This window comes from Arthrobacter sp. BG5, from assembly GCF_056680155.1.
Window position 1 is genome coordinate 1,630,974 of the sequence record NZ_CM155268.1, and the last position, 19,934, is coordinate 1,650,907.

The 19,934-nt window shown below is 65.9% G+C and carries 18 protein-coding genes; 10 read left to right on the forward strand and 8 right to left on the reverse strand.

Annotated features, from left to right (window positions below; translation table 11 throughout):
* The first annotated feature begins 28 nt into the window (after window positions 1-28).
* On the forward strand, window positions 29-1,579 hold the full coding sequence (locus AC1MBE_RS07510) for a chitinase (RefSeq protein WP_479782045.1): 1,551 nt from the start codon (window positions 29-31) through the stop codon (window positions 1,577-1,579).
* Window positions 1,580-1,720: 141 nt separating this feature from the next.
* Here AC1MBE_RS07510 and AC1MBE_RS07515 read toward each other — a convergent pair whose 3' ends face one another.
* Both AC1MBE_RS07515 and AC1MBE_RS07520 read right to left on the reverse strand, forming a co-directional pair.
* A complete protein-coding gene (locus AC1MBE_RS07515; protein ID WP_479782047.1) occupies window positions 1,721-1,858 on the reverse strand; it encodes a hypothetical protein in 138 nt (45 codons plus the stop codon).
* A 10-nt stretch (window positions 1,859-1,868) separates the two neighbouring features.
* Complete coding sequence (locus AC1MBE_RS07520; RefSeq protein ID WP_479782049.1) at window positions 1,869-2,630, reverse strand: FadR/GntR family transcriptional regulator; 762 nt, start codon at window positions 2,628-2,630, stop codon at window positions 1,869-1,871.
* Window positions 2,631-2,719: 89 nt separating this feature from the next.
* Between AC1MBE_RS07520 and AC1MBE_RS07525 the strand changes: the two genes are divergently transcribed.
* The 3 genes from AC1MBE_RS07525 to AC1MBE_RS07535 are packed head-to-tail and all read left to right on the forward strand — an operon-like array spanning window position 2,720 to window position 6,045.
* On the forward strand, window positions 2,720-3,631 hold the full coding sequence (locus tag AC1MBE_RS07525; protein WP_479782051.1) for a proline iminopeptidase-family hydrolase: 912 nt from the start codon (window positions 2,720-2,722) through the stop codon (window positions 3,629-3,631).
* A 45-nt stretch (window positions 3,632-3,676) separates the two neighbouring features.
* Window positions 3,677-5,110 carry an APC family permease gene (locus AC1MBE_RS07530; RefSeq protein ID WP_479782053.1) on the forward strand — a complete coding sequence of 478 codons (1,434 nt, stop codon included), beginning with the start codon at window positions 3,677-3,679 and terminating at the stop codon, window positions 5,108-5,110.
* Window positions 5,107-6,045: an acetamidase/formamidase family protein gene (locus AC1MBE_RS07535; RefSeq protein ID WP_479782055.1), complete on the forward strand. Its 939-nt coding sequence runs from the start codon at window positions 5,107-5,109 to the stop codon at window positions 6,043-6,045. Before AC1MBE_RS07530 ends, AC1MBE_RS07535 begins: the two co-directional genes overlap by 4 nt.
* A 142-nt stretch (window positions 6,046-6,187) precedes the next feature.
* On the opposite strand, the gene AC1MBE_RS07540 is transcribed toward AC1MBE_RS07535, so the two are convergent.
* Window positions 6,188-7,531, reverse strand: coding sequence for an MFS transporter (locus AC1MBE_RS07540; RefSeq protein ID WP_479782057.1), 1,344 nt, complete (start codon window positions 7,529-7,531; stop codon window positions 6,188-6,190).
* Between the two features lie 267 nt (window positions 7,532-7,798).
* Here AC1MBE_RS07540 and AC1MBE_RS07545 point away from each other — a divergent pair, with 267 nt between their 5' ends.
* The 4 genes from AC1MBE_RS07545 (at window position 7,799) to AC1MBE_RS07560 (ending at window position 11,137) form a co-directional block, all read left to right on the forward strand.
* A complete protein-coding gene (locus AC1MBE_RS07545; protein ID WP_479782059.1) occupies window positions 7,799-8,380 on the forward strand; it encodes a PadR family transcriptional regulator in 582 nt (193 codons plus the stop codon).
* Window positions 8,381-8,459: 79 nt separating this feature from the next.
* On the forward strand, window positions 8,460-9,557 hold the full coding sequence (locus tag AC1MBE_RS07550; protein WP_479782061.1) for an aromatic ring-hydroxylating oxygenase subunit alpha: 1,098 nt from the start codon (window positions 8,460-8,462) through the stop codon (window positions 9,555-9,557).
* A gap of 59 nt (window positions 9,558-9,616) precedes the next feature.
* Complete coding sequence (locus tag AC1MBE_RS07555) at window positions 9,617-10,621, forward strand: PDR/VanB family oxidoreductase (protein ID WP_479782063.1); 1,005 nt, start codon at window positions 9,617-9,619, stop codon at window positions 10,619-10,621.
* A 315-nt stretch (window positions 10,622-10,936) separates the two neighbouring features.
* The gene (locus tag AC1MBE_RS07560) at window positions 10,937-11,137 is read left to right on the forward strand and encodes a hypothetical protein (protein ID WP_479782065.1); all 201 of its coding nucleotides are present in this window, start codon (window positions 10,937-10,939) and stop codon (window positions 11,135-11,137) included.
* A gap of 113 nt (window positions 11,138-11,250) precedes the next feature.
* Here AC1MBE_RS07560 and AC1MBE_RS07565 read toward each other — a convergent pair whose 3' ends face one another.
* From AC1MBE_RS07565 to AC1MBE_RS07585, 5 genes are all read right to left on the reverse strand, one after another.
* A complete protein-coding gene (locus tag AC1MBE_RS07565) occupies window positions 11,251-12,372 on the reverse strand; it encodes an NAD(P)/FAD-dependent oxidoreductase (protein ID WP_479782067.1) in 1,122 nt (373 codons plus the stop codon).
* A gap of 72 nt (window positions 12,373-12,444) precedes the next feature.
* Entirely contained in the window at window positions 12,445-13,485 is a 1,041-nt protein-coding gene (locus AC1MBE_RS07570) for a Gfo/Idh/MocA family protein (RefSeq protein ID WP_479782069.1), read from the reverse strand.
* Complete coding sequence (locus AC1MBE_RS07575; RefSeq protein ID WP_479782070.1) at window positions 13,485-14,264, reverse strand: amino acid ABC transporter ATP-binding protein; 780 nt, start codon at window positions 14,262-14,264, stop codon at window positions 13,485-13,487. Before AC1MBE_RS07575 ends, AC1MBE_RS07570 begins: the two co-directional genes overlap by 1 nt.
* Window positions 14,261-15,049 carry an amino acid ABC transporter permease gene (locus AC1MBE_RS07580; RefSeq protein ID WP_346957929.1) on the reverse strand — a complete coding sequence of 263 codons (789 nt, stop codon included), beginning with the start codon at window positions 15,047-15,049 and terminating at the stop codon, window positions 14,261-14,263. Before AC1MBE_RS07580 ends, AC1MBE_RS07575 begins: the two co-directional genes overlap by 4 nt.
* Before the next feature lie 107 nt (window positions 15,050-15,156).
* Window positions 15,157-16,014 carry an ABC transporter substrate-binding protein gene (locus AC1MBE_RS07585; protein WP_479782523.1) on the reverse strand — a complete coding sequence of 286 codons (858 nt, stop codon included), beginning with the start codon at window positions 16,012-16,014 and terminating at the stop codon, window positions 15,157-15,159.
* Window positions 16,015-16,218: 204 nt separating this feature from the next.
* Between AC1MBE_RS07585 and AC1MBE_RS07590 the strand changes: the two genes are divergently transcribed.
* Both AC1MBE_RS07590 and AC1MBE_RS07595 read left to right on the forward strand, forming a co-directional pair.
* Entirely contained in the window at window positions 16,219-17,289 is a 1,071-nt protein-coding gene (locus AC1MBE_RS07590) for a LacI family DNA-binding transcriptional regulator (protein ID WP_479782072.1), read from the forward strand.
* A 322-nt stretch (window positions 17,290-17,611) separates the two neighbouring features.
* The gene (locus AC1MBE_RS07595; protein WP_479782074.1) at window positions 17,612-19,894 is read left to right on the forward strand and encodes a hypothetical protein; all 2,283 of its coding nucleotides are present in this window, start codon (window positions 17,612-17,614) and stop codon (window positions 19,892-19,894) included.
* Window positions 19,895-19,934 lie beyond the last annotated feature (40 nt).

Below are 19,934 nucleotides of genomic sequence, written 5' to 3' on the forward strand. Positions count from 1 at the left end.
TAAACTGCGGCTCGGAATTCTTGTATTGGTGCTGGTGGCCCTCACGGGCGGATCGTATCTGGGGCTCCGCTCATTCCAGGACGCCAACGCAGCGTCCTCGATCCCCTCGGTGTTCTCCGGCTACGTCGATGTGACGGCCACGCCCAGGTTTGCGTTCGAATCGCCGGCCAGCCCCGAGGCCAGGGGCGCCGTCCTGTCCTTCATTGTTTCGGACAAACAGGATCCCTGCGCGCCGTCGTGGGGAGCCTTTTACAGCCTTGCCCAGGCCGAAACGGATTTGGACCTGGACCGTCGCATCGCCCGGCTGCGCCAGGTGGGCGGTACCGTCGCCGTGTCGTTCGGCGGCCTGAGCAATAACGAACTGGCCGTCGGGTGCACCGACGCCGACAAGCTCACCGGCGCCTACCGCGAAGTCGTCGAACGCTACGACCTGCGCTCGATCGACCTTGACGTGGAGGGGGCAGCACTCTCCGATACGGCGTCCATCGACCGGCGCGCCAAAGCCGTGGCCGCCCTCCAGCAGGACCGCAAGGACAGCGGGAAGAACCTCGACGTGTGGCTGACCCTCCCGGCGGACCCGGCCGGCCTGACGCAGGCGGGGCGGGACCTCGTCTCCCGCACGCTGGGCGCCGGCGTCCAACTGGCCGGCGTGAACATCATGACCATGGACTTCGGCGGCAGCAAGGCCGCCGGCCAAAGCATGTACCAGGCGTCCGCTTCCGCGGCCGACGCAGCGCACGCGCAGTTGCAGTCGCTGTTCCGCAAAAACGGCGAGGACCTCGGCACGGACACGGCGTGGCGCAAGCTCGGCATCACGCCCATGATCGGACAGAACGACATCGCCGGGGAGATCTTTACCCTCGACGACGCCGCCGCCCTCAACGCTTATGCCAAATCCAAGGGCGTGGGCCGGGTTTCCATGTGGTCGCTCAACCGCGACCGGACCTGCGGGAGCAACTACCCGGACGTCACCAAGGTTTCCGACAGCTGCAGCGGCGTCAAGCAGGGCGACGCCTCCTTCGCCACCGTCCTGGGCGCCGACGTCGTTCCCACGGGGTCGGCCGCAGCTCCGGCGCCGTCCGCCTCCGCCACCCCGACGGCCACAGCCACCGACGACCCCTCGACCAGCCCCTACCCGGTCTGGAACGAGGCCGCGCGTTACGTCGTCGGTGACCGTACGGTGTGGCACGCCAACGTCTACGAAGCCAAATGGTGGACGCAGGGCGACAGCCCGGACAATCCCGTGGTGCAGGGCGCCGCCGCCCCGTGGAAGCTGATCGGCCCGGTACTGCCGGGAGACCGGCCCAGCCCGCGGACGACCATCCCGGCCGGCACCTACCCGGACTGGTCCGCCAAAACGGTCTACCAGCGCGGCTCGCGGATCCTGTTCGACGGCTACGCCTTCGAGGCCAAGTGGTGGACGCAGTCCGACAGCCCCCAGGCCATGCTCGAGGGCGCCCCGGATTCCCCGTGGATGAAACTCACCGCCACCCAGCTCCAGTCAGCTCCCGCGACGGCGTCCGCGACGCCGACGGCCAAGCCGACGCCGACGGCCAAGCCGACGCGGACGGGCAAGTAGGCGGTTCCTCCGGGACCCCCGCCTGTTGCGTGGAGGGCCGTCACAGCACCGGCGCCGCTACCGTGCAGGGCGTGCAGGGCGTGCAGCGGCACTGGACCACTGGCGTGACCTCAGTATCAGCACAGCCATCAAGGGCAGGGCTCAGCTCAGCGCGATGACAATGGCCAGCGCGGTCAACAAGAGGGACAGCGGAACCGCAACCGCACTTCCCACGCGGAGCCTGGCCGGAAGCACCGCATGCTGGCCGCCCCAGGCGTCCACGGCCGGTCCCCCGATCATTACGGCCTGACTAGTTGGAGCCGGCCCGGGTCAACGCGGCTTCCAGCAGCTCGATATCGATCCGTGCATGCGTAAGGCCGATCGTTCCCGCCTCCGCCTGGCGCTGCGCGCAGATAGCATCAACGAGCCGCTCATGATCAGCCAGCGCGCGGAGCTCCATCTCGCGCATTCCCTCAGCGAAACCCCAGAGATGGGCGGGAGCGGCGAGCCCGATCTGGGCCTCGAGTTCCAGGAGAATCCGCGTCAGGGTCAGGTTGTGGGCGGCTTCGGCAATAGCCATGTGGAGCCGTGCGTCGGCCTTCTGGGAGGCGCTGCCCGATTCGGCCACGCGGTAGGCTTCCAGCCGTTCCCGAAGGACAGCAGTATCAGCGTCGGTTCGGTTCTCCGCTGCTGCTCGGGCGATTGCCCCATGAAGATGGACCATAGCCTCGCAGGTGTCGCGCAATGATTCCCAGCGGGACGAGAGTGTTCTCTGCACCGAGGCGTTGGACACCGCCGTCCATTGTTCCCGGACGAACGACCCGCCGGCACGGCCGCGTTGGGTAGACAGCAATCCCTGATCAACCAACCGGCCGATGGCGGCGCGAACCGTCATTCTTCCAACGTGCAAGGATTTGGCCAGATCCCGCTCCGAGGGCAAGCGCGCGCCTGGCAAGTACTCGCCCACAGCGATCGCCGTGATTAGGCGGTCGGTGATTTCATCGGCCCTGCTAACAGCGGCCAGAGGCATGTCCAGCGCCCCCTCGGGACTGTCGTCTTTGCTCTTGCCCATGGCACCAACTTATACATATTCCTAAAAGGTCTTGGAATTAGACCATTAGTGCGCGAAGATGATCCTCACGTCCGACCAAAGGATCCAGAGTGACAACCCTCACAACCCACCGAATTCCGTTCCGCCAATGGGAGACCTGGGCCGCGTGCTTCACCCCAGACATCCCGGTGCCGGGCGCGCTCCCCCTCGTTGTGCTTCACGGCGGCCCGGGCATGGCCCACAATTACCTGAAAAACCTTGAGGAATTGACGGCCACCGGGCGCACCGTCATCCTGTACGACCAGCTGGGCTGTGGAAACAGCTCGCATCTGCCCGACGCTCCGGCGGATTTCTGGGCCCCGCAGTTGTTTGTCGACGAGTTCCTCAACCTCCTCGCGCACTTCCGTCTCGACGATTTCCATCTTCTCGGGCAGTCCTGGGGAGGCATGTTGGGTGCGGAAATCGCCGTGCGCCAGCCACTGGGACTGGCAAGCCTTTCCATCTGCAACTCGCCCGCCTCGATGGGACTCTGGGCAGAGGCCGCCACGGAGCTCAGGGAGCAGTTGCCCCGTGAGGTCCAGGAAGCGCTGACGTTCCACGAGGATGCGGGCACGGTGACGACCCCCGAGTACGCTGCTGCGGCTTCGGCGTTCTACGAGCGGCATGTTTGCCGCATCACGCCCTTCCCAGCAGATTTCGAGGAGAGCGTGGCCCAAATGGAAGCCGAACCGACGGTGTACCACACGATGAACGGGCCCAACGAGTTCCACGTCATCGGAACGCTTCGCGACTGGAGCATCATCGACCGGCTCCACCGGGTGACCGCCCCGACGTTGGTGGTAGCTGGCGAATTTGACGAGGCAACCCCCGCTACCTGGGCGCCGTTCATCGCCAACATTCCTGATGCGGCCAGTCACGTCTTCCCCGGAGCGAGCCACTGCTCGCACCTCGAGCAGCCCGAGGCATTTCGGAGCGTCATTGCCGCGCACTTGGCCCGCCACGACCATCCAGTTCTCTCTTAGCACCAACTACAACCCCCTCCCTCCCTCCCTCCCAGAAAGATTTCGATGGCAAACTCCTCCAGCCCCCCTGAACTCAGCGCCCAACAGCAACTCGAGGCCTTCGGCTACAAGCAGGAACTAAAACGGTCGGTATCCACCACGGACCTCCTTGTCTACGGGCTCGTTTTTATGGTGCCGATCGCACCGTGGGCAATCTTCGGCGTCGTCTACAACGCGGCGGGAGGCATGGTCCCGCTCGTTTACGTGATCGGCCTGGTCGCCATGATCTTTACCGCCCTCGCCTATCAGCAGATGGCAAAGTCCATCCCCCTCGCCGGCTCCGTTTTTTCCTACGTGGGACGCGGAATCCATCCCACGGCCGGGTTCTTCGCCGGCTGGGCAATACTGCTGGACTACCTTCTCGTCCCTACACTGCTGTACGTGTTCGCTGCCGAGTCGATGGTGGGGATCTTCCCCGATTCACCGCGGTGGCTCTGGGCGCTGATCTTTGTCGCGGTCAACACCGTCGTCAACCTGCTCGGAATCAGCTCGATCAAACGGATGAACCGCATCTTCCTTGCGATTGAACTGATTTTTGTCGTGATCTTCGTCGTCATCGCCGTCAATGCATTGGCCGGGCACACCGTCCCCGGCGCCGAGCTGACAATGAACCCGATCTGGGACGCGAACAAAGTCACGGGGCCGCTGATTGCCTCCGCCCTGTCCATCGCCGTGTTGAGTTTCCTCGGATTTGACGGCATCTCCACCATGGCAGAGGAGGCCACGGGCGGCCGCAACGCCGCTGGCCGGGCCATGATCCTGGCTCTGTTCCTCGTGGCTTTCCTGTTCATCCTGCAGACGTGGTTGGCAAGCGCACTGGCCGCGGGCCGGGACTCGTTCAACGACGACGAGGTGGGCAATGCATTCTTCACGGTCGTTGAGGCCGCCTCCAACAGTGGCTGGATGACAGCATTCTTTGTGGTGAACGTGCTCGCGATCGGTGTCGCAAACGCCATGGCAGCGCAGGCCGCTACCTCGCGGTTGCTGTACTCAATGAGCCGGGACCGTCAGCTGCCGAAGTTCCTGTCCCGGATCGACACCCGCCAGGTGCCCCGGAACGCCATCATCCTGGTGTCCGCCATCTCGGCGATTCTCGTCCTGTTCTTCGTGGGGCAAATCGACGTAATTTCCGCTCTCGTGAACTTCGGCGCACTGTTCGGGTTCCTGCTTCTGCACCTTTCGGTAATCGTCCACTATGTCGTTCGCAAGAAATCGAAGAACTACCTGCTGCATCTCGTGGTGCCGATCCTGGGCTTCCTGATCATTGGCTACGTATTGCTGAACGCGGCGCCCGAGGCGAAAATTGGCGGCGCCATCTGGCTGGTCGTGGGCGCTGCAGTCTTCGCATATTACAAATTCACCGGCCGAACCCCGGACCTGGCAGAGAACAACGACACCAATCCCGAGCCTGCAATGAGCGGAACGGAGTCCCAGCTGTGAGCGTCATCGCCGATCATTTCCTCGACAAATCCCACGGAAAATTCTCCTTCTCCGCGAAGGAGGAGCCCGCGCTTCGGATCGCGCCCCGAACCGGGGAGCGGATCGCCTTCGAGACGAGCGACGCCGTCTACGCGGAGCTGCACGAACATCACGACCTGGACCGGCTCACCGTAGGCATCAATCCGGTCACCGGACCGGTGTTCGTGGACGGAGCCGAGCCGGGAGACGCCCTGATCGTCACCATTCACGAGATCTTGCTCAAAGACTTCGGCTGGTCCGTTAGCCTGCCGGGAACGGGAGCGCTGCGGCACGTGATGGGCGAAACGATGTTCACCCGCCGGGTCCCGATAGATGCAGCCGGCGTGCACGTGACCGATCGCCACGTCTTCGACGCCCAGCCCATGATCGGCTGCATCGGCACTGCCCCGGCCGAGGGGGAGAACTCGACGGTCATGCCCAGCTTCGCCGGGGGCGGCAACATGGACCTCACCGGGTGCCGGCCGGGTTCGAAGGTCTACCTTCCAGTCATGGTGGAGGGCGCCTACCTTTCGATCGGGGACATCCATGCCCTCATGGCGGAGGGGGAGTCATCCTTCGTGGCCATCGAGGCCGAGGGCACAGCCGTCATCAGCATCGAACTTGTCAAAGCGATGAATCTTCGCGCCCCCAGGATTGAAACCCGCGAAGACTGGCTCTTCGTCGGCCTGGGCGACCCGGTGCAGGAAAGCATCACCCGCGGCTACGAGGACATGTTCCATTTCCTCGTCACGGACCATGGCTGGCAGCCGGACGACGCCTATGCAGTGCTGAGTGCCGTCGGCGACTCCCGGCTCGGAGGCCCAACCGGATCTTCGACGCCGGATCCTCTCCACCCGTTCACCCCGGTGGGGGCAGTCACGGTTCACCGGCTGCCCAAGAGCGTGCTGCAGCCGTAGTCCTGAACTGCAACACTCAAGTTGCTGAGCCTGTCGCGATCCCCGCGACAGGCTCAGCAGAACGCAAGAGGACGACGGCGGGAGCTTCCCGCCATCGTCCTCTTATGTTTTGGTGCTGGTGCGGGCCGGTCCGGCCGCCGCGTCAGACGGACAGCGGCACTTCCTCGGCCGCGCCGTCGTGCGCGGCAGGCTCCGGCTGTGCCGGGCGCATCGCCGCGACGGCGCCGCCGGCCACGAGGACCACAACCCCCACGCCCATGTAGAGCATGGACGCCGTCCAGTGGGCGTCCAGCAGGGCGCCGGTGATGAGCGGGGCAACGATCGCACCGACGCGGCCGATTCCGATCGCCCAGCCGACGCCGGTGCTCCGGACGGACGCGCCGTACAGGGCCGGGGTGATGGTGTACATGCCGGCAATGCAGCCGTTGATCAGCATGCCCACGATGCCACCCGCGACGAACGCCAGGGCAAGGATGCCGGCGGTGGAAATGAACATCACCATGGTGGCGGCGGAGAGGACGGCGAACACGATCATCACCTTTCGGCTGTTCCAGCGGATGGTGAGCAGGCCGTAGAGCAGGGACCCGAAGGTGCCGCCGAGGGTGAGCATGAGGCCGCCGATGACGCCCTGGCTCTCGGTCATACCGGCGGTGACGAGCAGCCGCGGCGTCCAGCTGTTCACGAAGTAGAACCCGAACATGGTGGCGAAGAAGGCCAGCCAGACGAGCCAGGTGGAGCGGCGGTTGCCGGCGGTGAAGAGCTCGGAGAGTTTGTTCCTGCGCTGCGCAACCGCAGCGGGGGCGGGGATCTCCGTCACCTCGGGCTGGCCGATCTTGCGGGCGATCTTGTTGAGGCGCTCAAGGACGTTGCGGGGGCGGCGGTTGGTCAGGAAGTCCACCGACTCCGGCAACAGGACCGCCAGCAGGATCAGGACGATGCCGGTGCAGATGCCGCCGAAGACGAAGACCGAGCGCCAGCCGAAGTTTGCCTGCAGGGACACCGCGGCGGCGCCACCCAGGGTCGCGCCGATCCCGTAGCCGGCCGTGTAGATGCTGATGGCCAGTCCGCGCCACCGCTTGGAGGAATATTCGCTGGCAATCACGTTGGTGCAGGCGAGGATGCCGCCGATGCCCAGGCCCGTGACAACACGCCAGATGCCCAGCTCCATCGCCGAATGCGCCAGGGAGGCGAGCAGCATGCCGGCGGTCGCCAGGCCCACCGAGACCAGGACCATCGGCCGGCGGCCGATCACGTCGGCGAAGGGCGCCAGGCCCAGGGATCCGATGGCCATGCCGACCAGGCCGGAACTGAGCAGGACCCCCAGCTCGGCGCCGCTGAGGCCGAACTCGCGGGTGACGCTGTTGGCCGTGAAGGCCATGGCCAGGACGTCGAAGCCGTCGAGGGCGTTGAGGATGATGCACAGTCCGACGATCAGCCATTGGTACAGGGACATGCGGGACGCGTCGATGCGTTCTTGCAGTTGCATGGGACTACTTTCTGGAGGCCGCGGACAGTCCGGGCGGGTACAAAGTTGCGTGCCGGGAGGCGGGGTGCGCCGCTCGGGGGCCAATGCCCGTTGCCGGACCTCGTCGTCGAAGGGCCGGCGTCCGGACAACTATCTATACTGATAGTTAGATGTGGCGTGAGACACAGCGTAACTATGAACATAGTTAGTTGACAAGAGTGTGAAGAAAGCTGGACCCCGCCGGCCGCGCCGCGGCCGGCGGTCCCTACCCGAGAGGATCGGTGGCAGGTGAGCCTGCGCTACGCCCTGCTGGCACTGCTGACGTCCCAGCCCCTGACGGGCTACGACGTCTTCAAGCACTTCGAACAATCCGTCGGCTACGTGTGGCACGCCCCGGACTCGCAGATTTACCCCGAGCTGCGCCGGATGGAAAAGGACGGCCTGCTGCGCGGCGTCGAGGAACCCTGGGGCAAGAAGGGCAAGAAGAAGCGCTACCACATCACCCCGGAGGGGGTGGAGGCGTTCCGCGCGTGGATCAACACCACGCTGGACTACACCCGCGAGCGCGACCCGATCCACCTCAAGGCGGCCTACCTGGAGTGGGCCGAACCGGACGCGGCCCGGGCGCAGCTGCGCGCCCACGTTGCGTACCACTCGTCCCGCGCGCAGCAGTGGCAGGAGATGATTGCCGCCCTGCAGGACCGGACAAACCCGATCCTGGCCGCCCGCCTCGAAACCGCCCCGGATGCCGACCGGGCCAAGATCGCCGGCTACAAGATCTTCACCTATGAGGGCATGGTCGAGCGCGCCGAGGCCGAGGTCCACTGGGCCGAGCGCGGCCTGGAGCTGATCGACAAACTCAACCCCTAGGCCTTGCCACTATCTATCAACATAGTTATGCTGTGACGCAGACCACTACCTATGTAGATAGATATAGCGAAGGAATGACATGACCGCGATGATGCAGTCCGTTAGTTCGACCACGAACAAGGTGCTGGGGTATCCGCTCAACGCCTGGTATGTGGCCGCCTGGGACCATGAGGTGACCCGGAAGCCGATGTCCCGGCGGATCGCGGACCGGCCGCTGGCCCTGTACCGCACCGAGGACGGCAAGGCGGTGGCACTCGCGGACGCCTGCTGGCACCGGCTGGCTCCGCTCTCCATGGGCAAGACGCTCCCGGGGGACCGGATCCAGTGCCCGTACCACGGCATCGTCTACAACTCCGCCGGCCGCTGCGTCTCCATGCCGGCGCAGGAAACCATCAACCCGAGCGCCACCGTGCCGTCCTTCCCGGTGATCGAACGGTACCGGTACGTGTGGGTATGGCTGGGCGATCCGACCCAGGCCGACCCCACCCTGGTCCCGGACATGCACCACATGAGCTCGGAGGAATGGGCCGGCGACGGCGAGACCATCTTCGCACCGTGCAACTACCAGCTGGTGCTGGACAACCTGATGGACCTCACCCACGAGGAGTTCGTCCATTCTTCCTCGATCGGGCAGGACGAGCTGAGCGAGTCCGATTTCAAGGTCACCCAGGAGGGCAACACCGTCACCGTGTCCCGCTGGATGCTGGACATCGACGCGCCGCCGTTCTGGCTCAAGAACATGCGTGACAAGTTCCCGGGCTTTGAGGGCAAGGTGGACCGCTGGCAGATCATTACCTTCCAGTCGCCGTCGACCATCAACATCGACGTCGGCGTCGCCAAGGCAGGCACGGGGGCACCGGAAGGTGACCGCAGCCAGGGCGTGAACGGCTTCGTCATGAACACCATCTCCCCCGAAACCGCCAAGACCTGCCATTACTTCTGGGCCTTCATGCGCAACTACCGGCTGGACAGCCAGCTGATCACCACCCAGCTCCGCAACGGCGTGAACGGCGTCTTCGGCGAGGACGAGGCCATGCTCAAGGCCCAGCAGGAGGCGATCGACGCCAACCCGGACTACGAGTTCTACAACCTCAACATCGACGCCGGCGGCATGTGGGTCCGGAGGCTGATCGAGCGCCAGCTCGCCGCTGAGGGCCGGCTCATCCCCACCGCCTGACCGCCCCCGGGCGGCCAGCCCGGAGCCACCAAGCCCCAGCGAGAAGTTAGAAGAAAGTCATGGCAGCAAGCAACACAGAGGTCTGGCAGACCGGCACCGTCGTCGAGGCGGAGGCAGTCACCGCGGAAACCCGCCGGCTGGTCCTGTCCCAGTCGCTCCCGAAGAAGGCCGAGCCCGGCTCGCACATCGACGTTATGGTCACCATCGACGGCGAACGCCATAAGCGCTCCTACTCCGTCGTGGACTGCAGCGAGGACGGCCGGCACGTGGCGATCAGCGTCTACCGGGCACCGCAGTCCCGGGGCGGCTCGGTCTTTATGCAGGGCCTGGGAGTCGGAGACCGGCTGGAGATCACCCAGCCGCTGCAGAACTTCCCGCTCCGGGTGGGCGCCCCGCGCTACGTGCTCCTGGCCGGCGGCATCGGCATCACCGCGATGGTCAACATGGCCCGGGTGCTGCGCAACATCAAGGCGGACTACATCCTCGTCTACGCCGGCCGCAGCCGGTCCGCCATGGCGTACCTGCCCCAGCTGGAGGCGCTGCACAGCGATTCGCTCCGGGTGCACGTTGACGACGAAGGCACGGCGTTGAAGGTCGACGCGCTGCTGGACGGGGTGGACCCGGAGACCGAGCTCTACATGTGCGGACCGATCCGGCTGATGGACGCGGTGAAGCGCGGCTGGGACGCACGCGGGCTGAGCGTGCCGAACCTGCGGTACGAGACGTTCGGCAACAGCGGCTGGTTCGACCCCGAGGAATTCGTCGTGCGCGTGCCCCGGCTGGGCGTGGAGACGACCGTCGGGCCCGGCGAGTCCATGCTGGAAGCGCTCGAGGGCGCAGGCGTGGACATGATGTTCGATTGCCGCAAGGGCGAATGCGGCCTCTGCGAAGTCCGGCTCCTGGGCCTGCAGGGCACCGTCGACCACCGGGACGTGTTCTACAGCGAGCGCCAGCAGCACGCCGCGGCGAAGATGTGCTGCTGCGTCTCCCGGGCTGTCAGCTCCGCCACCGGAGCACGGGCGGACGCAACCGGGGAACGCGCCGTCGTCACCATCGACGTGTGATTGCCGGGGCGGCCGCCCTCCTGTGATGAGTCTCACCTGCAATAATCGCCGCCTGGCTTGAGCGGGCCGCCCGGCGCTGTGCATCATAAATAGGCAGGCAGGGGCGTCAACTCCCCCGCCGGCGCAGCCCCGTTCCCCGCTTTGACGCCGCGCGTCCGAAGCGGGGCAGGGGCACCATCCTGGTGGACGCAATGAGGCCAAACCGGTGAGCTCGCAGAGCTGCCCACGGTCTCAGGTGTTCCTGGGCTGGCCTACGGCGGCTCCGCATCGGTGCGGCAGCCGGACACCCGGATTCAGAAATGGAAGCACTGAACAATGACGTTTGAAACTGCCAACGCTGTCACCCACAAGCTCTGGGACCGCTCCACGATGCACCACGAGCTGGACGCCCTGGTCCACGACCTCTCGGTCCGGCACAACACCGCGAAGTCCGACATCGCGGTCCACGCCAGCGGCCCCAACACCTTCACCCTCAGCCTGAGCGGCGCGGCCAACCTGGATTCGGCCTCCGCCTAGCAGCACCCTTACAACGCAGGACTGACGACGACGGCGGGAGCTTTCCCGCCGTCGTCGTCGCGTCTCCGGAAGGCTGCCGCCAGCTCAGTCCGGGCGGCTCAGCCGGCCACCGGTCAGGAGAACCGGCCCGGCCGGAAGCTGGCCAGCATGGGGTGCTTCTTCCCGGTCACGATCTCGCCCGCGAGGAGTTCGCCGGCAATAAGGCCCAGCGTTGCCCCCGAGTGGGTGAAGGCCACGAAGCAGCCGGGCACCTGGCCGAGTTCACCCAGGACCGGTTCGCCGTCACCCGGGATGGGCTTGTACCCGATCTTCCACGAGGCCGGCTTCAGCTCGGGATGGCCTGCGATCAGCTTGGACGCTTCATCAGCAAGTTCCTGGACCACGTCGTCAGGGATGCTGAAGGAACCGTCGGTGTGTTCGGTGATGTGTTCTTCATACCAGTCGTGGTCCAGGGCCAGGGCGTTTCCGGGGTTCGGTCGTACGGCTGCCCGCGGGGTGTTCAGCACGGCTTTCAGTCCATGGTCAACGGGCTTGGTCAGCACCAGCATGGAGACCGGGGAACCGTTGGGGATGTCAACGCCCAGGGGTGCGACGACGGCGGGCGTCGCGGCGCCGCACGCCACCAGGATGGCGTCCGCAGGGTAGGTGTCTCCGGCGGCCGTCTCCACGCCGCTTGCCCGCCCGGCAGCGACCGTGACGGAGACCTTGCCGGCATTGAGTACCAGTTCCCCGCCCAGCTCGTGGAACTCCTCCATCAGGAACTCCACCAGGTCGGGCAGGCTGACCCATCCCTCGCCGGGGTTGAAGATGGCGCTCTCGGGCACGGCGGCCGGGTCGACGCCGGGAACGGCGGAAGAGAGCTGCTCGGGCGCCAGGAGTTTGGAGTTGTAGCCGATGGACGTCTCGTAGTCATGGCGGGCGTCGGTGGCGGCCTGCTGTCCCGCGGCGTGCCACATGAGGCCGCCGCCGAACTGCAGCCAGTCCCGGTCCGGATCCGCAGCGAAGAGGGTCCGGTAGCGGTCCACGCCGGCAACCCGGAGCTGGTGGTACGGGGTGGAGCGTTCTCCGGCGGAGTTCAGCCAGGACAGCGAGCGGCCGGTGGCCTCGCTGGCCAGGCCATGTTCGCTCAGGAGGATCACCGAGGCGCCTTCGCGGAGCAGGTGGACGGCGGTGGAGACGCCGAGGATGCCGCCGCCAATGACAGCGACGCGTTTAGTTGAGGGCGTGGAGGACATGGGTCTTCCTTTCTATGCATAGCGGGTGCTTGAAATTTCGCGCGGGCCCTGTCCGGGCGGTGCGAGGTATGGCTAGGCGAAAGCGCGGAGGTTTTCGATAACCCTCAGGACCTCGAGTGACTCCCTGGGGTCGACCGGCAGCCGGCCGTCCCCTCGGAGCGCCGCGGCCAGCCGGGTATAGAACTCGGGGTAGGCGCCCGGCCGGGCAGGCACCGCCTCGGCGGTTCCGTCGACGCCGAGGACCCCCCAAGAGTCCTCGGGATCGACGCCGTAGGCCGGATCCGACGGCAACATGCCGCCTGCCAGCGCGGGTTCCTGGCTGTCCAGACCCCACTTGGTGTACCCGGCCACGGAGCCCAGGACGTGGAAGCGCGGGCCAACCCTGGCCGCCATGCCGTTCATCCAGAGCCGTGACCGGACTCCGGATTCGTGCAGCAGGGACACGAAGGCCTCGGTGTCGGCACCGTCCGGGTGTCCGTGGTTGGCGGTCTCCCCGTAGCTCTCCGCTATGGGACCGAACAACTGGACAGCCTGGTCGATCAGGTGGGCGCCCAGGTCGTTGAGGATGCCGCCGCCGTCGGACGCCGCAGCAGTGTCCCGCCAGTTCCCGAAACCGTCCGGCCGCCACCACTCAAAGCGCGACTCAAAGCTGCGGACCTCGCCCAGCGCTCCTTCCCGAATCAGCTCCCGGAGGGTCAGGAAGTCGGCGTCCCAGCGCCGGTTCTGAAAGACCGTGAGCTGCACGCCTGCGTCGGCCGCCCGGGAGATGAGAGCGTCGCCCTGGGCCCGGCTGGTGACGAATGGTTTGTCCACCACGAGGTGAAGTCCGCGGTCCATTGCCGTTGCGGCGAGGTCGTAGTGGGTTTGCGGGGGCGTCCCGAGGACAACCAGGTCCAGGCTTCCGGCGAGCGTGAACAGTGCCTCCGGCGTCGGGACGATCCGGGCGTGCGGATAGAGCCGGGCGGCCTCCGCGGCGCGGGCCGGATCCGCCGTGACAATGGCGTCCAGCGAATAGCCGGGATGCGCCGCGATCAGCGGGGCGTGAAAGACCTTGCCGGAGACACCGAAGCCGACGACGGCGGTGCGGATGGGCTGCGCTGCCTCGCTGCCCATCAGAGCACCTCCGAGAGGAACCGCTGGAGCCGTTCGCTTTGGGGGTTGTCGAAGAGCTGGGCGGGGGTGCCGGATTCGACGACTTCGCCCTCGTCCATAAAGACGACCTGATCGGCGACTTTGCGGGCGAACCCCATCTCGTGCGTGACCACCAGCATGGTCATGCCGCGGCGGCCCAGGCCTGCCATGAGGTTCAGCACGCCCTTGACCAGTTCCGGGTCCAGCGCGCTGGTGGCCTCGTCGAAGAGCATGACCTCCGGTTCCATGGCCAGGGCGCGGGCAATTGCGACGCGCTGCTGCTGTCCGCCGGAGAGGTCCCGGGGCCGGTGGTCGGCGCGCTCGGCGAGGCCCACCTCGGCGAGGCGGCGGCGGGCACGTTCCCGCGCTTCGGCTTTCGGCATTCCCTTGACGCTCCACAGCGCCAGGGCGACGTTCTCGAGGGCGGTGTGGTCCGGAAAGAGGTTGAAGTGCTGGAAGACCATGCCGATGCGGGCCCGCAGCAGATCCGGCTTGACCTGCAGGGCACTCTCGCCGGACAGGAGCACGTCCCCGCTTTTGGGTTCGTGCAGCCGGTTGACCCCGCGGAGCAGGGTGGACTTGCCGGAGCCGGAGGGCCCGATGATGCAGGTGGTGGTGCCCGGCGCGACGTTGAGGCTGACGTTCCGGAGCACCTCGATGTCCCCGTAGGCCATGGTCAGGTTTCTCAGTTCCAGGCTGGACCCGTGGAAGGTCTCGATGTCCGGCGCGGTGTTGCTGGCGGTGTTGCTTGCGAGGCTCATGTGTTGCTCCCGGTGGTCAGCGGTGAGGCCGCGGCGAGTTCGTTGACTTCCTTGAGGCCGCTGCTGGGTGCGGCGGGGCGGCGTCGGCCGGTGCGGAAGCGGTTGTCGAAGTAATTGACCAGGTGGGTCAGGGGCACCGTGACCACCAGGTAGAAAATCCCGGCCAGGACCAGCGGGGAGAGGTTGCCGGAGAGGACGGCGGCATCCTGGCCCACGCGGAACAGTTCCCGTTCGGAGACCAGCATGCCCAGGAAGTAGACCAGCGAGGAGTCCTTCACAATGGCGATGAACTGGTTGACCAGCGCGGGCAGGACCCGGCGGACACCCTGCGGGACAACCACCAGGGCCATCGATTTCGCGTAGCTCATGCCGAGGGCCCGGCAGGCTTCGCCCTGGCCCCTGTCCACGCTCTGGATACCGGCGCGGAAGATCTCGCCGATGTAGGCACTGGCAATCAGGCTCAGGGCGATGATTCCCAGGGGGTAGGGCGACGGGCCGAAGATCGACTGGCTGAGGCGGGCGAATCCCTGGCCGATCAGCAGGATGGTCAGGATGGCCGGAAGCCCGCGGAACAGGTCCGTGTAGATCCGGGCCGGGACGCGGAGCCAGGCGGACGGGGATATCCCCATCACGGCGACGACCATGCCGAGGGCGACGCCGAGGATGGTGGCGGCAATGGAGATGATGAGGGTATTGAGGAGTCCGACTCCCAGAAGCTGGGGCAGGACTTCGGCCATTGCGCCGAAGTCAAAGAAGGTGCGGGTGATGGTGCTTAACCAGTCCATGGTGTCTCTCAGACGTAGGTAGCTTGTGGATCCCGGGCGGGCCGCACCGTGCGGCCCGCCCGGTCAGGTAGCAGCGCGGTGGCTGCCGAAGGTGTCCGCCTGGCGGCTTACTTGCTGGACGTGGGGCTAGGCGAGGGGCTTGCCGCCTGCTCGGCCTTCGGCAGGTACTGCTTGGGCATCGGCGATCCCGGGAACCACTTCTGGTACAGCTTCTTCCAGGTGCCGTCCTCCATGGCGGCGGCCAGTCCCTTGTTCAGGGCGTCCTTGAAGGCCGTCTTGCCCTTCGCCACGGCGAACCCGGCGGGGGCGTCGAAGGACGGGATGTCCGCGGCGCTGACCAGTCCGTACTTCTCCTCGTAGGCCTTGGCGGCCTCGTAGTCGAGGAAGTGCGCGTCCACGGATCCGCTGTTCACGGCGGAGATAGCGGTGTTGTTGTCCGGGAAGCGCACCAGGCTGGCCGAGGTGAAGTTCTTCACGGCGTAGGCCTCCTGAAGCGTTCCCTGCACGACGCCGAGGCGTTTTCCGGCGAGGGCGTCGGCGTTGGCGATGCCCGAGTTCTTTGTCGTGATGACGGTCAGGTAGCCGGCCAGGTAGCCGTCGGAGAAGTCGACGGTCTGCTTGCGCTTGTCCGTGATGCCGATCGCCGCGACGCCGGCGTCGAACTGGCCGTTGGAGACGGCGGCGAGCAGCCCGGAGAAGTCCTGACCGGTAAAGACGACCTTGTCGATCCCGGCGCGGTGGGCGACATCCTTGAAGAGTTCGACGTCGAAGCCGGTGAAGTTCCCCTGGGCGTCGGCGAAGGTGTAGGGCTTGGAGTCACCGAGGCTGGCGACGCGAATGGTGCCGGGCTCGATCAGGCCGTAGGGGTTGTCCGCCGGCGACGACGAGGCGGAGGAGGCTCCGCCGCAGCCGGACAGTGCGAGAACCGCGGCAACAGCAGCGGCAATGAGCGCCCCGGGGCGCAGCTTGTTTCCTGTGTTCACAGCGTGTTTCCAATCGTGGGTGAGGAGCGGGGTGTGGGTGGGCGGTGTGCCCCGTAGCGGGTGAGGCCGATGCGGGTCTTGCTGAGTCCGGTCTCAGTCCCTAGGATTGAGACCGGACTCACATCGATTGCTAGAAATGTAATCGAAGCCACATGGGGCGTCAAGGGTCCGCTACGAAAGGCCGTCATGAAGAGTGATGTTTCCCGGCGCCGCGACGTCACCGTCGCCGACGTCGCACGCGCCGCCCAGGTCTCCAAAGCCCAGGCCGCCCGCGCCCTGGGCAACTACGGTGCCGTGAGCGACGATGTGCGCGAGCGGGTGCTGGCCGCCGCAGAGGAGCTGGACTACCGGCCCAATGAGCTCGCCCGCAGCATGAACACGGGAAAATCGCACACCATCGGGGTGGTGGTGGGCGATATTGAAAACCCCCACTTCGGCCTGGCCACCCGGGGCATCACGGACACCGCCAAGCGCAGCGGCTACAACGTCATCCTGATCAACACGGACGAGGACACGGCCGCGGAAATCGATGCCGTCCGGGTGCTGCTGGACAAGCGCGTGGACGGTTTGATCGTGGCACCGGCGTCTTCGGTCGAGACACAGCATCTACGGCGCGTTCACGAATCCGGCCGCCCGCTGGTCCTGCTGGACCGCAAGGCGCCCGGGCTCGACGTCGACACGGTCGCCGTCGACATGGAGGACATCTCCCATGAATCCACGAGCTACCTGATCAGTGCCGGCCACCGCCGAATCGCCTTCATCTCCACGCTCCGGACGGACGAGCCGTACCGCGAGGGCATGCCGTTGGACTCGTCCCAGATCTCGGACCGGCGCGCCGGCCTGCAACGCGCGTTCGCTGACGCCGGCCTGCAGCCGCCGGATGATCTGATCCGCCTCAACGCCGGCGATGACGAGTCGATCCGGAAGATCACCCGCGAGCTGCTGCAGCGCCCGGACCCGGCGACGGCGATCATCGCCTCCGACGGGTTGATTGGCCTGAGTGTCGTCGAGGCTATCCAGGAACTCGGCCTGTCGATTCCGGAGGATGTCTCCTTCCTCATGTACGACGACTTCGCCTGGACGCGGCTCACCACGCCTCCGCTCACGGTCATCGCGCAGCCCGTGTATGAGATGGGCGTAGCCGCCGCCACGGCCCTGATCCGGCAGATGGAGGACCGGAAGGCGCCTGCGGCCGCGCCGGTCTTTACGGCCGAGCTGATCCGCCGGGGCTCCGTCGCGGCACCGGCGCGGGATTAGACCTCGAGGACGGAGGGAGCTTCCGCTTCATATTCAGGCAGAAGCCGTCAATAGGTTCTGCCGGTGAAACCGAGCCGCTACGCTACTGCAATCGGGGTACTTCAACATCAGAACTCCAAACGCGACGCCGTCAGCACCAGGCCACGGGTGGACTCGACGGGCAAGGGCCCGCCTCCAACGCTGACGGCGCACCACGAGGCCTTGAACTGCCGAAAAGCCACGCTCTACCCAGGCTGGCGGGGCAGAAACGTCGCCCTCTTCCCGGCTTACTCCATGCCAAAGGCCTAGCCCCGCCCGAGCTCTATCAGGTAGGAGCACGAAAATGGACAAGTCTCCGCCCGGCGACCTCCCCGGCCGCGCACTCGAATTTACTCAGGAGGGCGCGGAACCACCCCGCCGGCAACGGATCCTCATGCCGCCACGACGCACCATAATTGCGGCCGTCGCTTCCCTTGCCGCGATCGGTCTGGGGCTGGGGCTTGCGCTGGAGGTGTCGCGCCGCGGGAAACAGCCCCTTCCGGCAGCCGACGGCACAGTGAGCATCGCTTTGGACCGGCCGGCAACGGAGTTCCAGGGCAACCGGAACATCGGCGCTGGCGTCGACGGCCTGGAGCAGGGAGGAATCGACCGGGTGTGGAGACCTTCGAGCATTGAAGCGATGAGGTCCGCAGGGTTCGGGCCGATCAGCTACCGGCTGCGGACCGAACTGGGTGCGGAGGCGTGGCACTGGAATCCCCAAGGCTCATGGAGCGAACCAAACCAGAAGCAGGGGTATTGGACTTCATCGTCCCAGCCGAAGGCTGACTACCCCGTCTCCTACGGGTACCGCCTGCCGCGGCGGGGAAACACCACCGATCAGGCAAAGGACGATGGTTTCTCCCGACTGGATGATGGGGACGCCAAGACCTACTGGAAGAGCAACCCGTACCTTGACCCCCACTACACCGGCGAGCCCGACGACCGTCATCCACAGTGGGTCATGGTGGCCTTCCCGTCGCCGGTGCCGGTGGACAGCCTGCGACTGGACTGGGGAACACCGCATGCAACTCGCATTACAGTGCAGTACTGGACCGGCCATGACGCGCTGGTCCCCGTTGACGGCGGGCAATGGAAGGGTGGCCGATGGCGTAATTTTCCTCTGGCCACGCACGTGGGTGCCGGAGGTACGCAGACAGTCGTGGTCGCACCGAAGGCCGTGAACGTTCAAAACGTGCGAATCCTGCTCACCAAGGGTTCAGCCACGGCCCCCGTCGGTGCAACAGACATTCGCGACCGCCTCGGAGTCGCGCTTCGCGAGCTTTACGTAGGGCAGCAGAAGTTCGGAAAGCTCACCGATCACATCCACCACGCACCCTCGCAGAAGCAAACAGCGATCTGGACGTCCTCCACCGACCCTTGGCACCGCGCGCAGGATCTCGACAAGAATTATGAGCACGTCAGCTTCGAGCGTTTGTTCGCCAGCGGCATCACCAACGGCGAGCCCGTGATGGTCCCGGTGCCGGCGCTCTATGGAGTGCCTGAGGACGCCGCAGCGATGATCCGCTATCTGAAGAAGCGAGGCTATCCGTTCAGTCGGATTGAGATCGGTGAGGAGCCGAACGGGCAGCTTACCCAGCCGGAACATTACGGGGCGCTCTACCTGCAAATGGCGCGCGCGGTAAAGGCCGTTGATTCCTCGCTGGAGTTCGGCGGCCCGGGCTATCAGACCACGCTCCCGGACTGGGAGCACTGGCCCGACACGAAGGGGAAGCGGTCCTGGACCGGCCGTTTCGTGTCGTATCTCAAGGACCATGGCGCGATGCAGGATCTCGATTTCTTCTCTTTCGAGTGGTACCCGTTCGACGACGTCTGCGCGGAAACCAGCGGACCACTGGCCCAAAGTCCGGGCCTCCTGCGGGACCTGCTGGCGCGCCAGGAGGAGGCCGGGCTCCCACCGGGCATCCCCAAGATCATCACCGAATACGGCTACTCAGCGTTCGCCGGCCAGGTCGAGTTGGAACTGCCGGGAGCGATTTTCAACGCCGAAACCGCCGCGATGTTTCTGAAGATGGGAGGAGAAACAAGCTACTACTACGGCCTCGAACCGAACACGGTCATCCAGGAGGGACCCGGTGAGAAATGCAATTCGTGGGGGAACCTTATGCTGCTTCAGGTCTACGACAACGTGAAACTGAGGCCGCTTGCCAGCTACCATGCCGTCAGGCTCATGAACCGCCAGTGGCTTGAAGGCGGCAACGGTCGGCACTCCCTCTACAGCGCCACCAGCGACATGCGCAACGGGGCGGGCGAAGAGTTGGTCACCGCCTACCCGGTGCGGCGTCCGGACGGCCGTCTCAGCGTGCTGTTGTTCAACAAGGACCCGAAACGCGCCCTCACCGTGCGTCTGATCCAGGACTCCGGCGGCAGGCACGATCCGATCCCCGGAGAGATACAGCTCACCCAGTACTCCTCGAAGCAGTACAAATGGAACTCCACCAAGGGCAGCGGCGACGGCGGGAAGCCTGACCCCAACGAGCCGCCGGAACAAAGCACCATCGGTGCGGACAAGGGCGCCACCGTTACGCTGCCGCCCCAAAGCATCTCATTGGCCGTGACCGAGCGCTAGGACGTCGTTGAACCCGACGCTTCGCAGGATTCATACTTGC